The sequence below is a fragment of the Alteromonas sp. Cnat3-28 genome (assembly GCF_022348265.1).
GTDB lineage: Bacteria > Pseudomonadota > Gammaproteobacteria > Enterobacterales > Alteromonadaceae > Alteromonas > Alteromonas macleodii.
Genome location: NZ_JAKREY010000005.1, coordinates 93,376 through 113,592 on the forward strand (window position 1 = coordinate 93,376; position 20,217 = coordinate 113,592).

22 protein-coding genes are annotated in these 20,217 nt (G+C 44.5%); 18 read left to right on the forward strand and 4 right to left on the reverse strand.

All coding sequences use genetic code 11. From position 1 onward, the window contains the following. Positions 1–13 precede the first annotated feature (13 nt). From MHM87_RS07060 to MHM87_RS07070, 3 genes are all read left to right on the forward strand, one after another. Complete coding sequence (locus MHM87_RS07060; protein ID WP_239258276.1) at positions 14–565, forward strand: helix-turn-helix domain-containing protein; 552 nt, start codon at positions 14–16, stop codon at positions 563–565. Positions 566–646: 81 nt separating this feature from the next. Then, a complete protein-coding gene (zigA, locus tag MHM87_RS07065; RefSeq protein WP_239258278.1) occupies positions 647–1,849 on the forward strand; it encodes a zinc metallochaperone GTPase ZigA in 1,203 nt (400 codons plus the stop codon). A 1-nt stretch (position 1,850) separates the two neighbouring features. Continuing rightward, a complete protein-coding gene (locus MHM87_RS07070; protein ID WP_239258280.1) occupies positions 1,851–2,534 on the forward strand; it encodes a DUF1826 domain-containing protein in 684 nt (227 codons plus the stop codon). Positions 2,535–2,757: 223 nt separating this feature from the next. Here MHM87_RS07070 and MHM87_RS07075 read toward each other — a convergent pair whose 3' ends face one another. Next, positions 2,758–4,284 carry an ATP-binding cassette domain-containing protein gene (locus MHM87_RS07075; protein ID WP_343213317.1) on the reverse strand — a complete coding sequence of 509 codons (1,527 nt, stop codon included), beginning with the start codon at positions 4,282–4,284 and terminating at the stop codon, positions 2,758–2,760. Between the two features lie 119 nt (positions 4,285–4,403). Here MHM87_RS07075 and MHM87_RS07080 point away from each other — a divergent pair, with 119 nt between their 5' ends. Together MHM87_RS07080 and MHM87_RS07085 are read left to right on the forward strand one after the other, a co-directional pair. Continuing rightward, on the forward strand, positions 4,404–5,135 hold the full coding sequence (locus tag MHM87_RS07080; RefSeq protein ID WP_239258284.1) for an SDR family oxidoreductase: 732 nt from the start codon (positions 4,404–4,406) through the stop codon (positions 5,133–5,135). 5 nt (positions 5,136–5,140) lie between these two features. Further along, positions 5,141–5,629 (forward strand): GNAT family protein, encoded by a 489-nt coding sequence (locus MHM87_RS07085; RefSeq protein WP_343213318.1) that lies wholly within the window; start codon positions 5,141–5,143, stop codon positions 5,627–5,629. Between the two features lie 60 nt (positions 5,630–5,689). Here the strand turns inward: MHM87_RS07085 and MHM87_RS07090 are convergent, their stop codons facing one another. Next, a complete protein-coding gene (locus MHM87_RS07090; protein ID WP_239258286.1) occupies positions 5,690–6,109 on the reverse strand; it encodes a helix-turn-helix domain-containing protein in 420 nt (139 codons plus the stop codon). 91 nt (positions 6,110–6,200) lie between these two features. Between MHM87_RS07090 and MHM87_RS07095 the strand changes: the two genes are divergently transcribed. The 7 genes from MHM87_RS07095 to MHM87_RS07125 all read left to right on the forward strand — a co-directional run bounded on the left by MHM87_RS07095 (position 6,201) and on the right by MHM87_RS07125 (position 10,629). Beyond that, positions 6,201–6,698 (forward strand): DUF2938 domain-containing protein, encoded by a 498-nt coding sequence (locus tag MHM87_RS07095; RefSeq protein WP_239258288.1) that lies wholly within the window; start codon positions 6,201–6,203, stop codon positions 6,696–6,698. A gap of 73 nt (positions 6,699–6,771) precedes the next feature. After that, positions 6,772–7,209 carry a GNAT family N-acetyltransferase gene (locus MHM87_RS07100; RefSeq protein WP_014949962.1) on the forward strand — a complete coding sequence of 146 codons (438 nt, stop codon included), beginning with the start codon at positions 6,772–6,774 and terminating at the stop codon, positions 7,207–7,209. Positions 7,210–7,254: 45 nt separating this feature from the next. Beyond that, entirely contained in the window at positions 7,255–7,599 is a 345-nt protein-coding gene (locus MHM87_RS07105) for a lactoylglutathione lyase (protein ID WP_039225261.1), read from the forward strand. Between the two features lie 30 nt (positions 7,600–7,629). Continuing rightward, positions 7,630–8,049 (forward strand): GNAT family N-acetyltransferase, encoded by a 420-nt coding sequence (locus MHM87_RS07110; protein ID WP_239258290.1) that lies wholly within the window; start codon positions 7,630–7,632, stop codon positions 8,047–8,049. 409 nt (positions 8,050–8,458) lie between these two features. Continuing rightward, positions 8,459–9,124, forward strand: coding sequence for a FlgO family outer membrane protein (locus MHM87_RS07115; RefSeq protein ID WP_014949958.1), 666 nt, complete (start codon positions 8,459–8,461; stop codon positions 9,122–9,124). Between the two features lie 4 nt (positions 9,125–9,128). After that, on the forward strand, positions 9,129–9,893 hold the full coding sequence (locus MHM87_RS07120; protein ID WP_239258292.1) for a FlgO family outer membrane protein: 765 nt from the start codon (positions 9,129–9,131) through the stop codon (positions 9,891–9,893). A gap of 10 nt (positions 9,894–9,903) precedes the next feature. Beyond that, the gene (locus MHM87_RS07125) at positions 9,904–10,629 is read left to right on the forward strand and encodes a FlgO family outer membrane protein (RefSeq protein ID WP_239258294.1); all 726 of its coding nucleotides are present in this window, start codon (positions 9,904–9,906) and stop codon (positions 10,627–10,629) included. Between the two features lie 122 nt (positions 10,630–10,751). On the opposite strand, the gene mnmC is transcribed toward MHM87_RS07125, so the two are convergent. Then, the gene (mnmC, locus tag MHM87_RS07130) at positions 10,752–12,815 is read right to left on the reverse strand and encodes a bifunctional tRNA (5-methylaminomethyl-2-thiouridine)(34)-methyltransferase MnmD/FAD-dependent 5-carboxymethylaminomethyl-2-thiouridine(34) oxidoreductase MnmC (RefSeq protein ID WP_239258296.1); all 2,064 of its coding nucleotides are present in this window, start codon (positions 12,813–12,815) and stop codon (positions 10,752–10,754) included. Positions 12,816–13,496: 681 nt separating this feature from the next. Here mnmC and fabB point away from each other — a divergent pair. The 3 genes from fabB to MHM87_RS07145 all read left to right on the forward strand — a co-directional run bounded on the left by fabB (position 13,497) and on the right by MHM87_RS07145 (position 15,587). Continuing rightward, positions 13,497–14,711, forward strand: a complete 1,215-nt coding sequence (gene fabB / locus MHM87_RS07135) for a beta-ketoacyl-ACP synthase I (RefSeq protein ID WP_014949953.1) — start codon at positions 13,497–13,499, stop codon at positions 14,709–14,711. Positions 14,712–15,063: 352 nt separating this feature from the next. Then, entirely contained in the window at positions 15,064–15,294 is a 231-nt protein-coding gene (locus MHM87_RS07140) for a type II toxin-antitoxin system ParD family antitoxin (protein ID WP_014976888.1), read from the forward strand. Continuing rightward, complete coding sequence (locus MHM87_RS07145; RefSeq protein WP_239258298.1) at positions 15,291–15,587, forward strand: type II toxin-antitoxin system RelE/ParE family toxin; 297 nt, start codon at positions 15,291–15,293, stop codon at positions 15,585–15,587. The genes MHM87_RS07140 and MHM87_RS07145 overlap by 4 nt, the downstream gene beginning before the upstream one ends. Positions 15,588–15,628: 41 nt before the next feature. On the opposite strand, the gene MHM87_RS07150 is transcribed toward MHM87_RS07145, so the two are convergent. After that, positions 15,629–16,318 (reverse strand): Crp/Fnr family transcriptional regulator, encoded by a 690-nt coding sequence (locus MHM87_RS07150; protein ID WP_061486089.1) that lies wholly within the window; start codon positions 16,316–16,318, stop codon positions 15,629–15,631. Positions 16,319–16,492: 174 nt separating this feature from the next. On the opposite strand from MHM87_RS07150, the gene MHM87_RS07155 reads away from it, so the two are divergent. From MHM87_RS07155 to MHM87_RS07165, 3 genes are all read left to right on the forward strand, one after another. Then, complete coding sequence (locus MHM87_RS07155; RefSeq protein WP_039225270.1) at positions 16,493–17,248, forward strand: class II aldolase/adducin family protein; 756 nt, start codon at positions 16,493–16,495, stop codon at positions 17,246–17,248. Between the two features lie 237 nt (positions 17,249–17,485). After that, positions 17,486–18,688 carry a 4-phosphoerythronate dehydrogenase gene (locus MHM87_RS07160; RefSeq protein ID WP_239258300.1) on the forward strand — a complete coding sequence of 401 codons (1,203 nt, stop codon included), beginning with the start codon at positions 17,486–17,488 and terminating at the stop codon, positions 18,686–18,688. 29 nt (positions 18,689–18,717) lie between these two features. Continuing rightward, positions 18,718–19,734 (forward strand): aspartate-semialdehyde dehydrogenase, encoded by a 1,017-nt coding sequence (locus MHM87_RS07165; RefSeq protein ID WP_014949948.1) that lies wholly within the window; start codon positions 18,718–18,720, stop codon positions 19,732–19,734. The last annotated feature ends 483 nt before the right edge of the window (positions 19,735–20,217 follow it).

The window sequence follows — 20,217 nt, forward strand, 5'->3', positions numbered from 1 at the left end:
TGCCGATCACTTCATGGCAGCCTTTCCCACAGCAAAACTAGATGCTAAGGCTATCGTGGTAAACGGGGAGGGTGTAATAACAGCTGGTGGAAGAATGGCGTGGATTGATCTTGTGTTTGAAATCATATCGACCTTAAGTTCACCCACCATTGCCTTGAGTCTTTCTAAAGAGATGGTGGTGGATACAGGTTACAGGGAGCAAGGCTTTTATCACCAGTTTTCACCCAAAAAAGATCATGGCGATGCTCTCGTTGTTAAAGCGCAAAATTACTTGGCAAACAATTACAGTCAGCCAATTTCTCTTAGCGATTTAGCCAGCCACACTTTCGTTAGTCAGCGAACCTTACAGCGAAGATTTACGCAAGCGTTAGGTATGTCAGTCATCGACTATCTGCAGAAGCTGAGACTTCATCATGCTTGTCAGCAAATTGAAGTATCTACGCGTAGCATTGCTGATATTGCATTCAACGTGGGCTATCAAAACGTCAATGCGTTTAGGAAGATATTCCGTAAAGAGTATGGGCTTAGTCCGGTGGAATACCGCAAGCGTTTTGCAATAAATTAATCATATCGTTATTTTCATTTTAATTGTTATGTTATAACATTTTTTAAATTCGAGATTTAAAATGAAACTTAGCGAGTCGTTATGTCAATTCAAACTCAGCTTCCCGTTAACGTACTTTCGGGCTTTCTAGGCGCCGGTAAGACCACGGTTCTAAATCATATTCTGAATAATCGTGATGGATTAAGAGTAGCCGTTATTGTTAACGATATGAGTGAAATCAATATCGATGCTGCTACGGTGAAAAATGAAATTAGCTTTAATCGAGCCGAAGAAAAGCTAGTTGAAATGAGCAATGGCTGTATTTGCTGCACGTTGCGAGAAGATTTGCTTGAAGAGATAGAGCGTTTAGCGCATGAAGGTAAATACGATTATCTGGTAATAGAGTCCACAGGTATTTCGGAGCCTTTGCCTGTAGCTGAGACCTTCACGTTTGCCGATGAAGACGGTAAAAGCTTGTCGGAAATATCACGCCTCGATTCGATGGTTACCGTTGTCGACGCATTGAATTTTCTTAAAGACTATGACGAAGCTAAGTTTCTCAACGAAGTGGGTGAGAGCTTGGGGGAGGAAGACGAGCGAAGCGTGGCAGACTTGTTGGTCGAACAAGTGGAATTTGCTGATATATTGCTAATAAGCAAAACCGACTTAGTCTCTGAACAAGAGTTGGCGCGCCTTAAAAGTATTCTGCAAACCCTCAACACCGAGGCTATTCAAGTTCCTATCGAGCATGGAAAAGTGCCCCTCGACAAAGTGCTGAACACAGGGCGGTTTAGCTTCGAGCGTGCTCAGCAGTCGCCTGGTTGGCTGAAAGAAATGCGTGGCGAGCACGTACCAGAGACTGAAGAGTTTGGTATAAGCAGCTTTTCGTACGAAGCGCGACGTCCGTTCGATCCGCAGAAGTTTTATGATTTTATTCATAGTAAAGACATTGCAGGTAAGTTAATTCGTTCAAAAGGCTTCTTCTGGCTGGCAACACGCCCTCAATTAGCGGGTAGCTGGAGCCAAGCTGGCGGTATGGCAAGATACGGGGCTGCTGGGCTGTTTTGGAAAGCCGTACCCAAAGAGCAGTGGCCTGAAGACCCTGAATACCTTAAAGCGATTGAAGAACAATGGATGGAGCCCTTCGGTGACATGCGTCAAGAACTGGTGTTCATTGGACAAGGGCTTAATAAAAACGACATTATCGAGCGGTTAGATCGTTGCTTGTTAACAGACGATCAGCTTATCCAAGGCCATCATGTTTGGGCTGAAATGCCTGACCCATTTCCTGCGTGGGAGCACTAATATGCAGGCGCTACAAGACCACAATACTTCCTTTGAACACAGCGACTCTTGGCGTTCAAGCGCCGATGCTATGGTGTTGGGCGATATCTTTGAAAAAGGGATAAGCGTTGCGTTATGGACAAGGCCTGAAGCTCCACTTGTCTCGCAATATTATCTCGACGTTTTTAAATCATTAGGAATGGGGATTCGCGGTGTTTTCTCTTTAACATCACTGAAAGAGGAAATCGCAAAGCTTTTACCTGATGGAAGAAATAGTGCCGGAAAGCAGGCTGCCATTGACGATATTTATTTGCTGTCTGACATGCTCACCACGCTATTTGACTGTGACAGTGTGTGCGTAAGGTTAGTGCCCCTTTCATCAGCAATGTGCCCAAGCTTTCATGTGGACAATATTCCTGTTCGGTTGGTGAATACCTATTTAGGCGAAGGTACAGAGTGGCTGCCGAAAGAAAGTGTTGTTACACGCCAAATGATTGGTCTTAACGACGCGAATACGCAAGGGCTTACTAAGAATAGGTTGGGCCAGCACTATCACGAGTGCAGCGTTAGGCAAATGAATGCGTTTGATGTGGGTTTACTTAAAGGTAAGTCGTGGCAGGGCCATGAAGAATTTGCCGCCGTGCATCGGTCCTGCAAAGTCATACCTGGTACTCATCGCGTGTTACTTACCCTGGATCCCATGTAGTTTTTAAGTTTTTATTGTACCTCACCCTCGGTTACTTCGGCGCTATCACTTTTTCCATGAGTTTTCCCTTGTGATAGCGCTTTTTTCTTTCTCGGTACCTAGCCTCGCTAATATTTTTAAATATTAGCTTTTAAGCTTCCAGCTTTAAGGCTAATTGTCTTACAGGCAAGTGCCACACCTTTTTAGCGAAAACTTGAAAAGCCAAGGTTTTCAACATATACCCTTAAACATTATAGTCTTTCATATTTAACGTATTGTGAATGCTAGGAATGCGTTCTTCTGCATGGTGATTCACATACAGCAGTGTACTTGTGCCAGCCCTAGCCAATATATCAATAAGCTTAAGCGCTTTCTGTCGGTTGAAGTCGTCTAAACCATTGCAAGGTTCATCCAAAATAAGCACGGCGGGGTGCTTAACCATAGAACGTGCAATAAGTACCAATCGCTGGTCACCAAAAGACAGTGACTGAAACGGCGAGTTCTTTTTCTGTTTCAAACCCAGTACTTCAAGCCACTGCTCTGCCACCATGCGTTCCGCTAGCGTGGGGCGAGTGTACAGACCAATACTGTCGTGAAAGCCTGAAATGATAACGTGCTCAACACTTGCGTTTACTTTGTACTGCATGTGGAGTGCATTCGACATAATTCCAATGTGCTTTTTAATGTCCCATATGCTCTCGCCTGTGCCACGTTTTATGCCAAACATTGTTAAATCGTTGATATAACAATGGGAATTATCACCGGTAAACATTTGAAGCAAACAGGTTTTGCCTGACCCATTTGGACCAGTGATCTGCCAATGCTCATTTTTGTTAAGCGTAAAGTTAAGCTGTTCAAATACGGTTCGCTCATCGAAGCGCACGAACCCATCTTTAAGCTGAATTAAGGTATGAGGTAGTGAATCTAACTCACTGTTTTGCTCATTGAGGTTTCGGTCATTGCGATTGGGGTCATCGCCGTGTTTGTCTTTAGCGTTAAGGGCTGAGGGAACATCGATATCATCAGACTCTAGTGCAAACCAGGTGCTTAGTTCTGAGCGCAAACCGTCATAGTTAAGTTTATCTTCAGATTTCCACGTAATAGCCAAGTCATCCATGACAATCAACTGGGCTTGTATATTCTTGGGAATATCTGCGAGTTTGTTGGCGGTAAGCACTAAAGAAGCTTGCTGCTGAGAGACAAGAAAGCGACTAAATGCGCTTATCGCTTCAACATCTAAACCTTCGAAGGGTTCATCAAGCAAAATAATAGAGGCATTACTTAACCATGCCAACATGATAATAATCTTGCGGGTTTCACCTGTTGAAAGTGAAAGAAACCCATTATCTAGCAGATGCTCAATTCTAAGCGCAGAGGCGAGTTCGTCGTAATAAGGGTGGTTTTGATAATCCTCATTAGTCTGTGCGAATAGTTCGCGAACCTGTGTTGGCTCAGCTATTACGTCTAAAATATCTGCACTGTCTTTTTGTTTTTCTTCTTCAATTATCGCTTGCTGTTTAAAAACCGATACCTCTGCAACAACCGAAGTACATTCACGACTACCGCTTGCTACCTTCCCATTACCGGCAAGCGCGGAAATTAAGAGTGACTTTCCGCTACTGTTTCTACCTGCGATAAGGAAGTGCGACGGCGCATTTTCAGTACAGAGCGCTAGCGAAAATGCAGGAGTAATGTATTGATTAGAAAGCTTTATTTGAAATTCAGAAAGGTACAGCATTAATGATCGCGAGTGAATATGGAGTAGAACCATTGTGAAGTTTTCTGATTATGTGTCAATGGTGAATAAGACTTTCTGAAGCCAGAACTAGCTGGTAAGTTAGTCTTATAAAGTTAGCGCCACGTTCAATGGCCAGTTAAGGGAATCAAATTGTGGGCAAGGTAGTTATTGTCACAGGTGCTAGTCGTGGTATTGGTGCCGCAACTGCTAAATTGTTGGGAAGTAACGATTATAAGGTTTGCGTTAATTACCTATCAGATAAAAATGCTGCGGATAGCGTGTGCGCGTCGATAGCTGACAACGGTGGCGTTGCATTTGCTCATAAAGCCGATGTTTCCGATGAAGCGCAAGTACTGGACATGTTCGAATATGTAAGGGAACAGTGGGGTGAGGTAACGCATTTGGTTAACAATGTGGGTGTTTTATTTACCAAAACTGAGTTAACTAACGTCAGTGCAGAGCGCTTCACCAAAGTACTTAATACCAATGTGCTTAGCGCATTCTTGTGTTCAAAGGCTTTTGTAAAACAAAGCGTTGTAGGAGGCGCAATCGTTAATGTTTCGTCCATTGCCTCTCGTACTGGTGCTCCTTTTGAATACGTCGACTATGCGACGTCGAAAGGGGCAATGGATTCATTCACCAAAGGGCTTTCGTTAGAACTTGCTGCGAAGAACATTCGTGTAAACAGCGTCCGGCCTGGTTTTATTAAAACAGACATTCATGCCGATGGTGGTGAACCTGGCAGAGTAGAACGGTTAAGCTCACATATTCCTATGCAGCGGGGCGGTACAGCAGATGAAGTCGCGCAGGCGATAGCCTGGCTTCTATCACCTCAGTCTTCATATGTTACAGGGTCGTTTATTGATTTAGCGGGTGGGAAGTAAAGCGCGTGATAACACTCAGAGATTTTAAAATGAGCGATGTAGGTAGACTGGTAGATATTTTGAATCAACCGTCGGTCACGCAATTTCTGTCGACAAAAATTCCCAGCCCTTATACAAAAGAAGATGCCACATGGTGGATTCAAGAGGGGAGCAAAGAGGGTTTTATAAGAGCTGTAGAGTACGACGGCGAGTTAGTAGGGTGTATTGGTGTTAACCCAGGAAACTTTGAATATGAAAGAGCCGGAGAGGTCGGATACTGGCTTTGTTCATCACATTGGCGAAAAGGGATTATGCGTGACGCGCTGCGCCAAATTATCGCCCTTACTTTCTCAAGCACAAGTATAGAGCGCATTTTTGCCTGCGTATTTTCATCCAATCTTGCTTCGCAAAAGCTGCTGTTAGATGCAGGGTTTAAGCAAGAAGCGATATTGCAACGCGCCATTTTTAAAAATGGACGGTTTTACGATAGCCATATTTTTGCCATTTTGAGGTAGCTCTGCGATGGTGACTTTAGTACCCGCAAAGCGCTGAGTGGTTTCCATTGATACGGATTTTTATTTTACTGCTTTATTCGCGGCAACGCCTTCAATCACCCCTGCGGCTGCAAGGTTCATCAATCGACGAAACCTCGGACATTCCAAATGACTCGGTGCTGTGCAAGCAGCTGCATGCTGCAGACCATCACGGATTGCTTCTAATTTTTTGATTGTTTCATCTAATTCGTTCGCTTTTTTAAGTAGTAGATCGCGATCTATATCAGGCTTTGCATCGGTTCCTAATATTCCTGCAATTTCTTCCAGTGAAAAACCAGCTGCGCGGCCTAGTGCGATTAATTCAAGGCGCTCTAAAACGTTTGAGCTAAATACGCGACGTATACCTTGTCGACCAATAGATTTGATAAGGCCTTTTTCTTCATAAAAGCGCAGTGTTGATGCCGACACTCCTGACTTTTTGGCGACCTGAGATATTTCCATACTTTTTCCCAAAGGAATGCTTGACTTAAAGTTAACTTGAAGTTGTAGGCTAGCATCTCATGTTAATTGAAACTAGTTATTGAGAGTGAATATGCAAAGTATTGTTTTTATCTTGCTGATAGGTATTGGAGCTACTTTAGTGATGGATTTATGGGCCTTGTTGAGAAAGCAATTGTTTGGTATTGCCCCTACCAATTGGGGCATGGTGGGGCGCTGGATAGGGCACATGAGAAAAGGGCAGTTTCGTCATACTTCTATTTCAAGTGCCCATGCTGTTCACGGGGAAAGTACTATTGGGTGGACAGCCCATTACCTAATTGGAATTGCCTATGCAGCACTGCTTATTTTCATATGCGGAGAGTCTTGGTTGTTCGAACCGACGCTAGGTCCAGCAGTGGCGCTCGGTATCGCTACAGTCGTTGCACCGTTTTTTATATTGCAGCCAGGTATGGGGGCGGGTATTGCCGCATCGAAAACGCCTAATCCCAATAACGCTCGGTTACACAGCATTATTAATCACGTCGTATTTGGCGTTGGGCTGTACCTTTCGGCTTTGTTAATTAGGCTTTTACTATCAATATGGCTATAAACGACTAATGATGACTTGACTGAACTTCAGCTTATAATGGCAATAAAACAGCGTGCATTTATAAGAAGACAGGATGAAAATTTCACTGGAAGAAATAAACAAATCTAACTATGAGCAGGTTTGTGACTTGGATGTGGCGGATGATCAACAAGCGTTTGTAGCGTGCAATATGTGGTCGTTGGTTGAGTCTTTCTACAACGAGAACCATACCTGCAAAGCCATTTATTGCAATGACCAGCCCGTAGGGTTCTTGATGTGGGTTCAGGAAACGCCAACCAAAGTGTCCATTTGGCGCTTTATGATTGATGAGAGCCATCAGAATAATGGAATTGGCAGAGTTGCTTTATCTCAAGCTATCACGCTTATAAAGCAAACTTCTGAGCTCAAACAGATAGAGATATGCTATAACCCCAAGAATCCTGTCGCCAAAGCCTTCTATTCAAGCTTTGGTTTCGAAGAGGTGGGGTTAGATGAAGATGGCGAAGACATGCTTGCTGTTATTGCCATTTAGCCACGACTTAAATTTAAAGCAGCGAAATGCGATGGATCTCAAGATATGGACGTCATAGATATTAAGACTTTTATTCCAAGCAAAAACTACGACATTTCTAAAGCATTTTATTCTGAGATTGGATTTAATGCAGAATACGTAAATGAAGACCTAACACTGTTTGAAAATGGTGATTGTCTCTTTTTTCTTCAGCGCTTTTATAATCCTGAATTGGCGAATAACTTTATGCTACAAATATGTGTAGCAGACATTCAGGACGCTTTTGATTTGTGCTCACGCTCGTTACATAAAACGAAAATTTCATCAATTGAGCAACAACATTGGGGAAGTGTTTTCTATCTATGGGGTCCGTCGGGCGAACTGCTTCACATTACCGAATTAGGTAGCTAGCTTTTGCGAGAACGAGGGGAGGAATGACGAATGATGCATACCAATTACACCGTTAAAGAAAGTCCTCCGTCAGCTGAAGACTTTGCCAGTCTGAGAAAATTGATTGGATGGAGTAACCCGTGTTTATCGGTTGTTCAAAAAAGTATTGATGCCTCGTTGTTTTGGACAACAATTTACCTCGACAACAACCTTGTAGGCTGTGGTCGGGTGATTGGCGATGGCGCAATGTATTTTTATATTCAAGACGTCATTATTCATCCAGAACATCAGAATAAAGGTTTGGGATCGAAAATAATGAACACGTTGATTAGACATTTAGAGTCTTGCTGCGCACCTGGCGCAACGATTGGTTTGTTGGCTGCGCACGGTAAAGAGAGTTTTTATCTTAAATTCGGTTTTGAACCTCGTGATGGTGAAAGTTTAGGTTTAGGCATGTGCAGGTTTATTTAGCTAATTGGTCATTAACGCGGCATGAGAGTCCCGGGAGTTCTCAAGTTTTTTAATCACTTGGCATTGTGATCATTGCCTATTTAATTATCGGCAGCTTTCTGTCCTAAGGCGGCAAGTCGCCTCCGCTTTTCATGCACGGCCTGACGATAAACATCAAGTTCTTTTAACACTGAGAAAGGTATATCTCCTTAAACTAGGCGCTTTACGTCACTTGGTTATCAGCAATTTTATCAATGTAACCTTCAATGTAGCGGTCAATGCTGCTTGTAGTCTCTCTTTGGTGTGAATTTTGCTAAAGCATGTTTAAAGGCACTAAAAATGTCGGTTTGCGTAGTAGCTGATCACTGTTTTTCGATGAGTTTTTGCTTCTTTCCGATAGAAATTTGACGTTTTTCACTGGACACGTGTAATGAAAAGTATGACAAAACCTGTCTCTCACGCTTTGCTGACAGAAAATGGTCGCTTAGTCGTGAAAGCCTTGGCATATACCGCGCTTCTCATGGGCTTACTCTCTGGTTGCTCTTCATCTGACGAACCTAAGAGTCAATTTGCGCAAACCGATGCCAGCGACGTATCTGCATTGGGGAATGTGGAATACCATACCTATATGTTGGCAAACGAACTTTTTGCTGATGTGGGTCCAGCACGTCAGTCTCGCTATGCGGTAGTTGGCTTTGTACCTGCGGATACTATGAAATACAGTGCTGGCCATCAACATCCGCTAATGTTGTTGGGCCATCAGCTTGAACAAGGAATGATTACTGAGGCCACGAAAAGAGGCTTTTCTACTCAAGAATTTAAGCTTTCGAACGATATAATTGTTAGTAACGAGAGCGACAGAGTATTAACCCGCGATATCGACCAGCTTTCCAACATTGAGCGCGTCGATTTTTATATTACCGGCACCATGGTTTACCAAGAGTCTGGCGCGGTGGTTAACGCTCGAATTATCAACGCTAGAAATAAAAACATTGTCGCAGCAGCAACACGCTTTTTCCCTGCCGAACTGTTTTGGCGCGAAGAACAAGTAACCACCAGAAACGGCAAGTTATACAGAACTGAAGGTACGAGGTAACCCCATGAAAAGACGAAATCAATACGCGGCGCTTTCGCTTTGTGCTTCACTGCTAAGCGTCAGCGGGTGTTCTATGATGATGGGGGAAGAAGAGGTAGCCGAACAAGCGCCTCAGCGCCCGGCCATGAACGTGATTGATATTACTGCCGCCGACCGCGCTTCCTCAAAGCCAGTTGAAAATACCAGTGATACCCAGTCTCAGGGTATGGACGCGTACGGCGCTATCGGTCAACCTCCTTTGTATTCGAGCGTACAGGGGGCGTATAAAGGTCGACCTCTAACCAAGCATATTGGCGACTATGTGAAGAACATGGCGCAAGACTTAATTGCCAATATGGAATATGTGAATAACAAGACACCTATTGGTGTAACCCATTTCGCACTACTAGATACTGACTTGCAGAAAACAGATTTGCTTGGTCGTCAGATGGCGGAATCTTTTGTTCACGAACTGCATAAATTCCGCGTGCCGGTTATCGACTTCAAAGCCACCGAGTATATTCGCATTACTGACGATGGCGATTTTGTATTGAGCCGAGACTATTTGGAATTGAGCAGCAGCCTTCCTATTGAATACGTGTTAACCGGAACAATGACCAAGCACCAAGGTGGCGTGTTAGTTAACGCCCGTATTTTAGGCATGGAGTCGCGCGCAGTTGTGGCAACTGCGCAAATGTTAGTGCCGTTCTACGTGGTAGATGCACTTATTCCAAGTGACGGTAGCCAGCAAAACGGTATGCGCGATGGCGTTAAGCTAAGTCGCGGCTAGGAGTTTCAGCATGGTGTTTACAAAGAAGCTTGTGTCAAGCAGTTGGGCAGCCGTTGGCGTAATGCTGAGTGTATGTATGACGGGGTGCACTAGCACAGATTCTATTGGCTCATTTTGGTTAGGTGAAGACGGTGAAATTACTCATCACGCCGAGCCAGTGCCTGTACCAAACCGTTCGGGGCTGGAGTACACACCAGATTCTCGCGATAGACAATATCAACAGCACGTGGAAGTCGAACCCGGCTATAAAGACCCACTACACCATGGCTATTCACCGTCACAAACGCATAAGCGCTTAAATGATTACGCCTCGCAACTTGCGATGGAGTTAATGGACAATGCAACCCGTCTTACGCAGCAAGATATGGTGGGTGTGGCGAGCTTTGTGAGGCTTAATCAGTCGTTGAGCGACAGCACCGTGTTAGGTAATCAGCTTTCAGAGTATCTAATAGCCGAGCTACAAGACTTTGGGTTAGCGGTTGTCGACTTTAAGCTCGCAGGTGGCATTACCGTAACGCCAGTCGGCGATTTCGTACTCACGCGAGATGGTACTGCACTCGCTAAACAGGTTGAGATGGACCATGTTGTAACTGGCACCATCATTGAAGATGACAGAGGCGTCCGCGTAAACGCCCGTATCGTGTCGCTGGAAAATAAACAAGTGGTAGCAAGCGCCAACGTATACATTCCCGCTTTTATCGTGATGGATTTAAATAAAATGGCTAGCGTAAACTAGCCATTTACTTCCTTTGCACTCTGTTTTTTCAAAGCGAACTCATTGCATATTCGCTTTAAAACCTCTAAACATCCGATCTTTTGTGTCTAGGCACAGTAGAATTTTCACAAAGACCTCTCCTTTTATTTACCCTGACTTCTAATTGCTTCGCGAGTCATAAAGCGGCTTGTGTTCACTGCATTAAGCAAATCGTTACTTAAAGGCAGAGGCTCCATACATAGACTGCTCACCAAGACTTCTGCCATTAAAGGTGCTGTGGTTAACCCTCGTGACCCTAAGCAAGTAAGCGTAGAAACTACGCTGCTTGGCAACACTGGCGCGCTAGTCAACGGCTTGCCCACGCCTAGCATAGTGTAGAGCTCTTTTAATGAATCAAAGTTATGTAGTGCACCGACAACAGGCTGGTGGTCGGGTGAACCTAAACGCGTAGCCGCTCTGGCTTTACCGTCATGTTGTAATGCTTGCACGATGTCGGTGTTTGCCAGCGCCTGTTCGTGTGTGGCGAGGTTCATTTCAGTTTCGTCGCTTCTCGCATCGGTACTTAAGTCGTTTTTAACGTAGGTTGAACCTAACGCGTGCCGACCTTCGAATACAGGTGTCATATAGCCTTTATGACACAACACAGTGCTAAGCTGTTCAATTGGCATTTGGGTGGGAATAGCTTCAACCTGTCCGCGAACAGGGCGAAGGGAGAGGCTGTCAAAATCGCTAGCGTTTACCGCACCTGCACCAAGGGCAAGGATAAGATGATCGGCAGTAATAACTTCTTCACTCTCAACGCTATCTAAGTTAAAACGAATCTGCACCCGCTGCTTTGTTGTCTCAACTGCCTCATGAGATACATAGGTATGATTGGGTTTCAGCTCGAGTTTGCCACTTTGAAGTGCTTCTTCAATCATGGCAGTAACTAGCTGCGGAGGAGAAAGCCAACCGCCGAGGCTAATGTATAAGCCAGAGTAGGGAAGAGTTAGGTTAGCGATATCGCTCACTTCTTTGCTGTCTACGGGCTTAATCAAAGCTTCAGGCCATACGTCGGCTGCTGCCAGCTTATTTTGACGCTCTGCTACCTTGTCGTTAAAGCTTAATTGAATAACACCGCAAAAATCATGGGCAACGTCGGCTAGGCCACAGGCTTTTGCTTGTTCAATAGTGTGGTCGTAGGCTTGTCTAGCATACAAAAAACTGTGCGCCTGAATGCGGCTGGCAATACTTGCTTCGCTATGGAGCTGCGGATAAAAGCCGCCTTGCGGGTTGCCAGAAGCGCCGCTTGCAAGGGTGTCACCATCAAAATACAAAGTGGTGCTAATGCCGCGTTTTACTAAAGCCAAGCATGCCGTAGCTGCTGCAAGGCCGGAGCCTACTACTGCGACTTTGCTTGTTTTATCTAAACTGTCGTCAGCGTACCTGTAATAGGGGCCAGCAGGCAGGCGAAGTCTATGCTGCACATTCTCATTGTCTTGGCTAAAAACGCCGGTCAACATATCGCGTTTACGGCCAAAACCGTCGCGTTTTTTAATGGTAAAACCCACACCAGCTAGCCCACGCTTTACGATGCCTGCGGCGGTAAAGGTTCCAAATGTTGTACCGGTTTTTGACAAGCGAGCCATTTGGCTAAACAGTGCATCGGTCCACATGTCAGGATTTTTGCTTGGTGCAAAACCATCTAAAAACCAGGCATCGATGAGGCCATTTACAGGAGAATGCCATTGAGGCAAAAGCTCGTGTACATCACCAATCCACAAGTCGAGTGTGGTTGAATGGTTATCAAAATGAAGGCGATGACAACCTTCTAGGCCCATGGGATAAAGTGAAGCGAGTGCTTGCGCTTCGTCTTTAAGGGCAGGAAAAGCTTCTAGCGCTCGCTGCATATCCTGTTGAGGCAGTGGAAACTTTTCCGTGGTAATAAAATACAGGTGCTTTAACGGATGGTCGGGGTTTGCTGTTTTAAATTCGTTAAAGGCACGCATGGCGACCAAAAAGTTCAGCCCAGTTCCAAAACCTGTTTCGGCGATGACAAAAGTAGGGTTGCGCCACTGTTGCCAGCGCTCAGCAAGGTCGTTGCCTGCAACAAAAACGTGTTGGGTTTCATCAATTCCGCTGTCGTTAGAAAAATAAACGTCGTCAAAATGGTCGGCGACAGGCGTACCGCTCTCATTAAAATGAACCTGTGCATGCTTAGATTTCACTGTTTATTTTTCTCCTGTGGTTTTGGCTGAGCGATAACAACGCATCAGCCCGTTTTCTTGTTATTTAAATCTGTAACAGTTGGTGGCGTATTCTACCTGCCACCACTTTGTTTTTCTGCATAAGTTTACATTTGAGCAGGGCCTGCATTTTCCCATTGCATACGTAAATAGCATTGTATCAATAAAAACAATGCGTTTATTTAACTGTTCAATGCTCACCCGGCAATGCGCTTTCGATTGATGCGCTACACGGGTATTTAGATGGCAAACTAGCGCGGTTCAAGTGGCCTAAACATTTGCAAATACTCGATACTCTGCCCAGAGAAGATACGGGTAAAATATTTAAGAACAAACTTAGAGCTCACTTAGAGCTCACTTTTGTCAATAAAAGAAACCGCTAGAGCTATTTTGAAGGTTTTATGAAGGTATAAATTAACACTGGTCATTACCCTGTACATTCGTGCTACATTGGAAATATTCCGAATAAGAGAGCTTAGACGAAGACGGCAAAAACGAAAAAGAAGGGAAGTGGGAAATTACCTGTTTGTATACATAAGCCCAGAATTGAAACAGGTACTGTAAAGCTGAAGTTTAGCAAATTTGAGTATGGCAATTGGCAGAGCAGACCACTTTATCATTCAAAATCGTTACCATAAGCCGCAACAACGCAAAGGGTAAACTATGAGAAGAGCAGTTATCACCGGTCTTGGTATCGTATCAAGCATCGGCGTAAATAAAGAAGACGTACTTGCTTCACTTAAAGCGGGTAAGTCTGGAATTACATTTTCAGAACAGTTCGCCGAAATGGGCCTTCGCAGCCAAGTTTGGGGCAACATCGACATCGATTTGAAAGACCATATTGACCGTAAAGCTATGCGCTTTATGGGCGATGCGGCAGGCTACGCATACGTAGCGATGCAACAAGCCATTGCAGACTCTGGTTTAGAAGAAAGCGACATTTCAAACGAACGCACAGGTATCATTGCTGGCTCAGGTGGCGCGTCTTCTGAAAACCAAGTGCTATCTGCTGATATTCTTCGCGAAAAGGGCGTTAAGCGTGTTGGTCCATACATGGTTCCTCGCTGTATGGCATCTACGGTATCGGCTTGCCTAGCGACACCGTTTAAAATTCGCGGCGTGAACTATTCAATTGCTTCTGCGTGTGCAACTAGTGCCCACTGTATTGGTAATGCGCTAGAGCTTATTCAGCTTGGTAAGCAAGACGTAGTATTCGCCGGTGGCGGCGAAGAACTACATTGGTCACTATCAAGCCAATTCGACGCTATGGGCGCACTAAGCTCTAAATATAACGACAATCCTGCTGTGGCATCACGTACTTATGACGCAGCACGCGACGGCTTTGTAAGTTCAGGCGGCGGCGGTATGGTTGTTGTTGAAGAACTTGAGCACGCGCTTGCACGCGGCGCAAAAATCTACGGCGAAGTAGTAGGTTACGGCGCTACATCAGACGGTTTCGACATGGTTGCACCGTCGGGTGAAGGCGCAATTCGCTGTATGAAAATGGCAATGCAAAATATCGATGCGCCAATCGATTACTTGAATACCCACGGCACATCTACGCCTGTAGGTGACGTGAAGGAACTTGCCGCTATTCAAGAAGTGTTTGGCCAAGCGGGCGTACCAATTAGTGCAACTAAGTCACTGACAGGTCACGCACTAGGTGCAGCGGGTGTAAACGAAGCTATTTACAGCTTGTTGATGATGGAGAATAACTTTATTGCGCCATCAATTAACATCGACACACTGGACGACGCGGCACAAGGGCTAGATATTGTTACCCAAGCTCGTGAAGCAACGTTAAACACAATTATGTCTAACAGCTTTGGCTTCGGCGGCACTAACGCAACGCTTGTTATGCAGCGTTATAACGGTTAATTAAAACCGCTTGAACCAGTAAGCTTTTTTAGCTTCAGTTAAGAGTTTCAAAAAAGACAAAAGGGCGTAAACCTGAGCACCGTGGGTGCTTGTGTTTACGCCCTTTTTTTATTGATATTTTTTAAATAAAACCTGTGTTTTCAGAAGCGGCCGCTTAAGCGATTGTAATTGTGTGTTTTGTCCGTGAAGCAGAATGTCAAATTTTTATTAAGCGCAGTGTTTCGAGTGACGCTGAATTTGTCGTTTAACTAAGTGCTCTGAGCTATCGGTTAAACCAACTTTCATTACTCAATCGGCAATCTTTGTCAATGTTTGCCATAATTTGCAAATGGTGGACATTCGGAAATAGACAATGGCAACTTTAAATGTGTCGCTTCCTGACGAAATGCGTACGTGGATTGATGAACAAGTAAAAACTGGCAAATTTGCTAATGCTAGTGATTATATTCGCGATTTAGTGCGTCGCAATCAGAGTGAGCGAGAGGCAATTAGCTTAGCTCTCATAGAAGGTGAATTGAGTGGGAAAAGTGATAAGAATGTTTTAGATATTATTCAAGTTAAGAAAACTCGAGCCTCAGAATGAATAAATATACCCTCTCCAATAAAGCAGAGGAAGTTATCTCCGGGATTTACGATTATTCAGCCAATATTCATGGCGTAACTCAAGCTGAAGCCTATCTTGTTGCCCTACACGAAGCTCTAGTCATTCTGGCGGAAAACCCTAGTATCGGTACTTCAGCTGAGGATATCAGAAAGACTTACTTTCATCTGCCAGTTCATAGGCACATGGTCTTCTATAAAAAAGTCGATGACGGCATTTTCGTCATTAGGGTACTTCATCAACAGATGAAATACTCTATACATCTATGCGATTGAAATACGGAGGAAAGACCCAGTAATGTGGCTGAAGCGTCAAGTCAAATAAACTGATAACGACTAAACAAGGTATCTGGCTCGGGAATAGTGATTTTCCCGTAATGCCGTTTTACCAAACCTTCTTGTTGAAGTTCACCTAATAACTGGTTCACCGTTTGCCTACTGCTATTTATCATTTGCGCTAAAGACTCTTGCGAAAGGGTAAGTGTAATCGCGTTGTGTTTGGGCAAATGCTGACCGTAACTGGTGGTAAGCATTAAAAGCCGTTTTACCAGCTGGTGCTTAAGGCTAAGCCCTGCGCTTGAGTCAATAAACTGAAAAGCGCTGCGCACTCGCGTGCATAAAAGGCGAGTAAAATGCGGGTAGAGTTCAGGATATTGCTCAAGCAGTGCTTTAAACGCGTTCTTTTGAATAATCGCCACCGTGCAATTTGTCTCGCAGAAGTTGTCGTGAGTACGAGGGAGGTCGTCAAACATCGATATCTCACCAAACCAAGTTCCGGGGCCCAATAGCGCAAATAGCATTTCGCGACCATCCACGCCCACAGTGACAACTCTTAAACGGCCTTCGCATACGCCGTAAAAACCGACACCGTCTTCACCTTTGGCATGAAGTTGCTGCCCTGCTTTTAGGTGTTTTAGGCGCATCTTGTCGAACATGGCTTCCTGCAAATAGGGTGGGAGCGCGCCAAACCAAGTAGAGCTAGCGAGAACAGGTTTAAATTTTTCCATTTAACAAATTTCTTACAATGTCGTATATCCGACAGTGTATAGCAATTACTGCGCGTAATGTAGGTGGTAAGAGAAAGTAAGTGGAAGTTTCATTGAAACGTTCAAGGTATCGAGCCTTCCACCTAGGGCTCCCGCCTCAAATGAAATTAATTTGTACGTTAAAAGAGTAAAGCTATGACAGATTCAGTAAAGTCGAAAGTTAGCAGTGAAGAATGGCAAACCCGTGTTGACCTTGCCGCATGTTATCGCGCAGTTGCTATGTATGGTTGGGACGACCTTATTTTCACCCATATTTCTGCCCGTGTTCCTGGGCCTGATCATCATTTCTTGATCAACCCTTACGGTTTAATGTTTGATGAAGTTACTGCATCAAGCTTGGTTAAAGTTGATCTTCACGGTAACAAGGTAATGGAAAGTGAGTACGACATTAACCCAGCAGGTTTTACTATTCATAGCGCTGTTCATGAGGCTAGAGACGATGCAAAATGTGTCTTGCATTTGCACACAGCAGAAGGTGTGGCGGTATCCATTTTAGAAGAAGGGTTGCAGCCATACTCGCAACAGTCGCTTTTTCCGCTGGCGTCGCTTTCCTATCATGCCTACGAAGGCGTGGCGCTAAACCCAGAAGAAAAAGTGCGATTGGTTCGCGACCTTGGCGATACCCAATTTATGATTTTGCGCAATCACGGGCTTTTAACCTGTGCAGACAATATTCCCGATGCTTTCTTGTTTATGTTTATTATGCAGCGCGCCTGTGAAATTCAGTTAAAAGCGCAGGCCACAGGCAAACCGCTTATTCCAATTCATTCGGCAATTCTAGATGGCATTCGTACACAAGCCGATCAAGTCACCCGGCAGGCTGGTGGTTCGTTAGCATGGCCGGGTATTAAACGACGCGTTGAACGCCGTTTCCCTGGATATGACAAGTAACTATTTAAAGTTAACGTTATCCAATACCACGATCGCAAAGGATGAGGTGGACAAAAAACGAGAGCTTAAGCGCTTTGCTTTAAGCGCTCCCGTTTTAAAAGATTGTATGAACTTCGGCCGTCTCTCTTATACTGCGGCCAAACGTTCATCAAAATGACGTAAATTAAACAAATCACCGACAAGATAAATCGGGGGCGCTGGGTTACTAAAAGCCTAAGTTAAGGTACACTTAGCGCCATGAAAATACTTCTTGAAGACACCATTCCGTTTGGTACCGATTACCTTAATAGCGTAGGTGAGGTTGAATCCTATGCATGGCAATCTCTTGTGCCTGAAATGCTGCGCGATGTAGATATTCTTGCGTTGCGTTCTACCACCAAGGTTACCCCTGAACTGCTGACCAGCGCTAACAAGCTTAAGTTTGTTACTACGGCAACAGCGGGGACCAATCATCTAGATAAAACGCATTTAGATAGCGTGGGAATTATGCATAGCAGTGCAGCAGGCTGTAATGCCGTAGCGGTTGCCGAGTACGTGTTGAGTGTTCTGCTGCACGCGCAAAAAGCCCAAAAGCTCGATTTATATAATGCGACAGTGGGAATAGTAGGTGCTGGTAATGTGGGAACTGCATTATCAAGAATTTTAATGGCAATTGGCGTTAAACACTGTCTGTATGACCCACCGCTACAGCAAGCGCTAGCAAAATCTGGTAAGAAGGAGCATAACGGTCAGTCATTTGTAGACTTAGCGCAAATAGCAAAGTGCGATGTTATCTCGCTTCACGTGCCTTTTATTAAAGGCGGCGAATATCCTACATATCAGATGATAGACGAAGCGTTTCTGGAAGGATTAACGTCAAACCAGCTGCTTATAAATGCATGCCGGGGTGAGGTTATTGATGAAGTGGCACTACTTAGCGTACTTCAAGAGGAAAAAGCGCCAACGGTGGTACTCGACGTATTCGACAATGAGCCTGCCATAAATACAGCATTATTTGACTATGTTTGGTTCGTTACACCACATATCGCGGGGCACTCTGTAGAAGGCAAAGTGCGCGGTACGCAAATGATTTACGAGCAAATTTGTGACGTAGTGGGCAAAGCCCCAGACAAAGTGCTTAGCGACTTTTTAGAGAAAACCAATCCGATCAAAGTTGCGTTAAATTCGCCTGAGGCGGTGCGGTTGTCGGTTGAGGATCTCATTGCCGTATTCCACAATGTGTATGATGTAGCTATTGACGATGAGATAACGCGAAACGCGTTTGCGTCAGGCCATAATGAAACGCCAGAGACACACATAGCAAATACGTTCTCTACATTGCGCAAGCAATACAGAGTGCGTCGCGAGTGCAGCGCCTATGCGTTACACTTGCCAAAAAACACCAGTAAGCAAATCCAAGACACATTCACCAAACTGGGCTTTCACGTAAGTCTGGTTTAGTTATTTTAATATTAGGAGCATAAAGCATTATGTCGCAAGCGTTTGACGTAGCGGTACTTGGCGCCACAGGTCTAGTGGGCCAAACCATGATTGAACTATTAGAAGAGCGAGACTTTCCGGTAAACCGTTTGTATCCGCTTGCCAGTAAACGTTCAGCAGGTAGTACCGTGTCGTTTAAAGGCGAAGACATTGAAGTATTAGATGCTGATGATTTCGACTGGTCATTAGTGCAATTTGGCTTTTTCTCAGCTGGAGGCAGCATTTCTGCAAAATTTGCTCCGATAGCGGCAGAGGAAGGCTGTATTGTCATCGATAATACTTCAGAGTTTCGTTACGAGCCAGATATCCCACTTGTGGTGCCAGAAGTTAACGCCCATGCACTGGCAGAGTTTCGCAATAGAAACATTATTGCGAACCCAAATTGCTCAACCATTCAAATGTTGGTTGCACTTAAACCTATTCAAGACGCGGTTGGTATTGACCGTATTAACGTGTGCACATACCAGTCAGTTTCTGGTGCCGGTAAAGAAGCCATGGAAGAACTGGCTAAACAAACCGCAGGTTTGCTAAACGCACGTGAAGTAAAACCAGAATCGTTTAGTCGCCAAATTGCCTTTAATGTCATACCTCAAATCGACGTATTCCAAGACAACGACTACACCAAAGAAGAAATGAAAATGCTGTGGGAAACCCAAAAAATCATGGGCGATCAAAGTATTTTGGTAAATGCGACGGCCGTGCGTGTACCGGTTTTCTATGGCCATGCTGAAGCTATTCACCTTGAAACGCGTTCGCCAATAGATGCGCAGCATGTTAAAGAGCTTTTAGCCGATGCGCCAGGTGTAACAGTTTATGACGGTAATGAGCAATTCCCTACGCAAGTAAGCAGCGCTAGCGGCAACGACATTGTGCATGTAGGGCGTATCAGGAATGATATTACTCACCCTTGTGGTTTAAACCTATGGGTAGTGTCAGACAACATTCGCAAAGGTGCAGCGACAAACAGCATTCAAATTGCTGAGACACTTATTCGCGACTACTTGTAAGTATTCTACAGAGGTTCCGCCTCTGATTAATCGGATAAGCACAGGAAAAGGTAAACATTTTTCTGTGCTTGCCGATACGCAATGAAAGGGGAATTACCTGTTGCAATGAAGCGGCACTGTTCAACGGGATAGAAAGACAGCACTCGAAGCTACTGAATGACGGTTTTTTGCGAAAATTTGAGCATTAGAGCGCTTCAATACTACTGTCTAACTAGATCACCCTTAATAACTGGTTTATAGTTTGTAAAGTTAGGAATAGAACAACGTTAAAAACAATACTCAGTCAGACACTTAGGCGAAGGGTAAGAACTCTAAAAAGCGCAAATCAATCTTACTGCTAAGTTCATAAAGACTGTAAAACGCTAGCTTGATTATTAATGGTTTCAAGGTGGCTTAAGAATAAAAATAAAAGCCAATATTTTCTTCCGTACTGATTGGCTAGAAAATCCGCCCATACGTCTCGGGTGGTAAAGACGCTTGAGG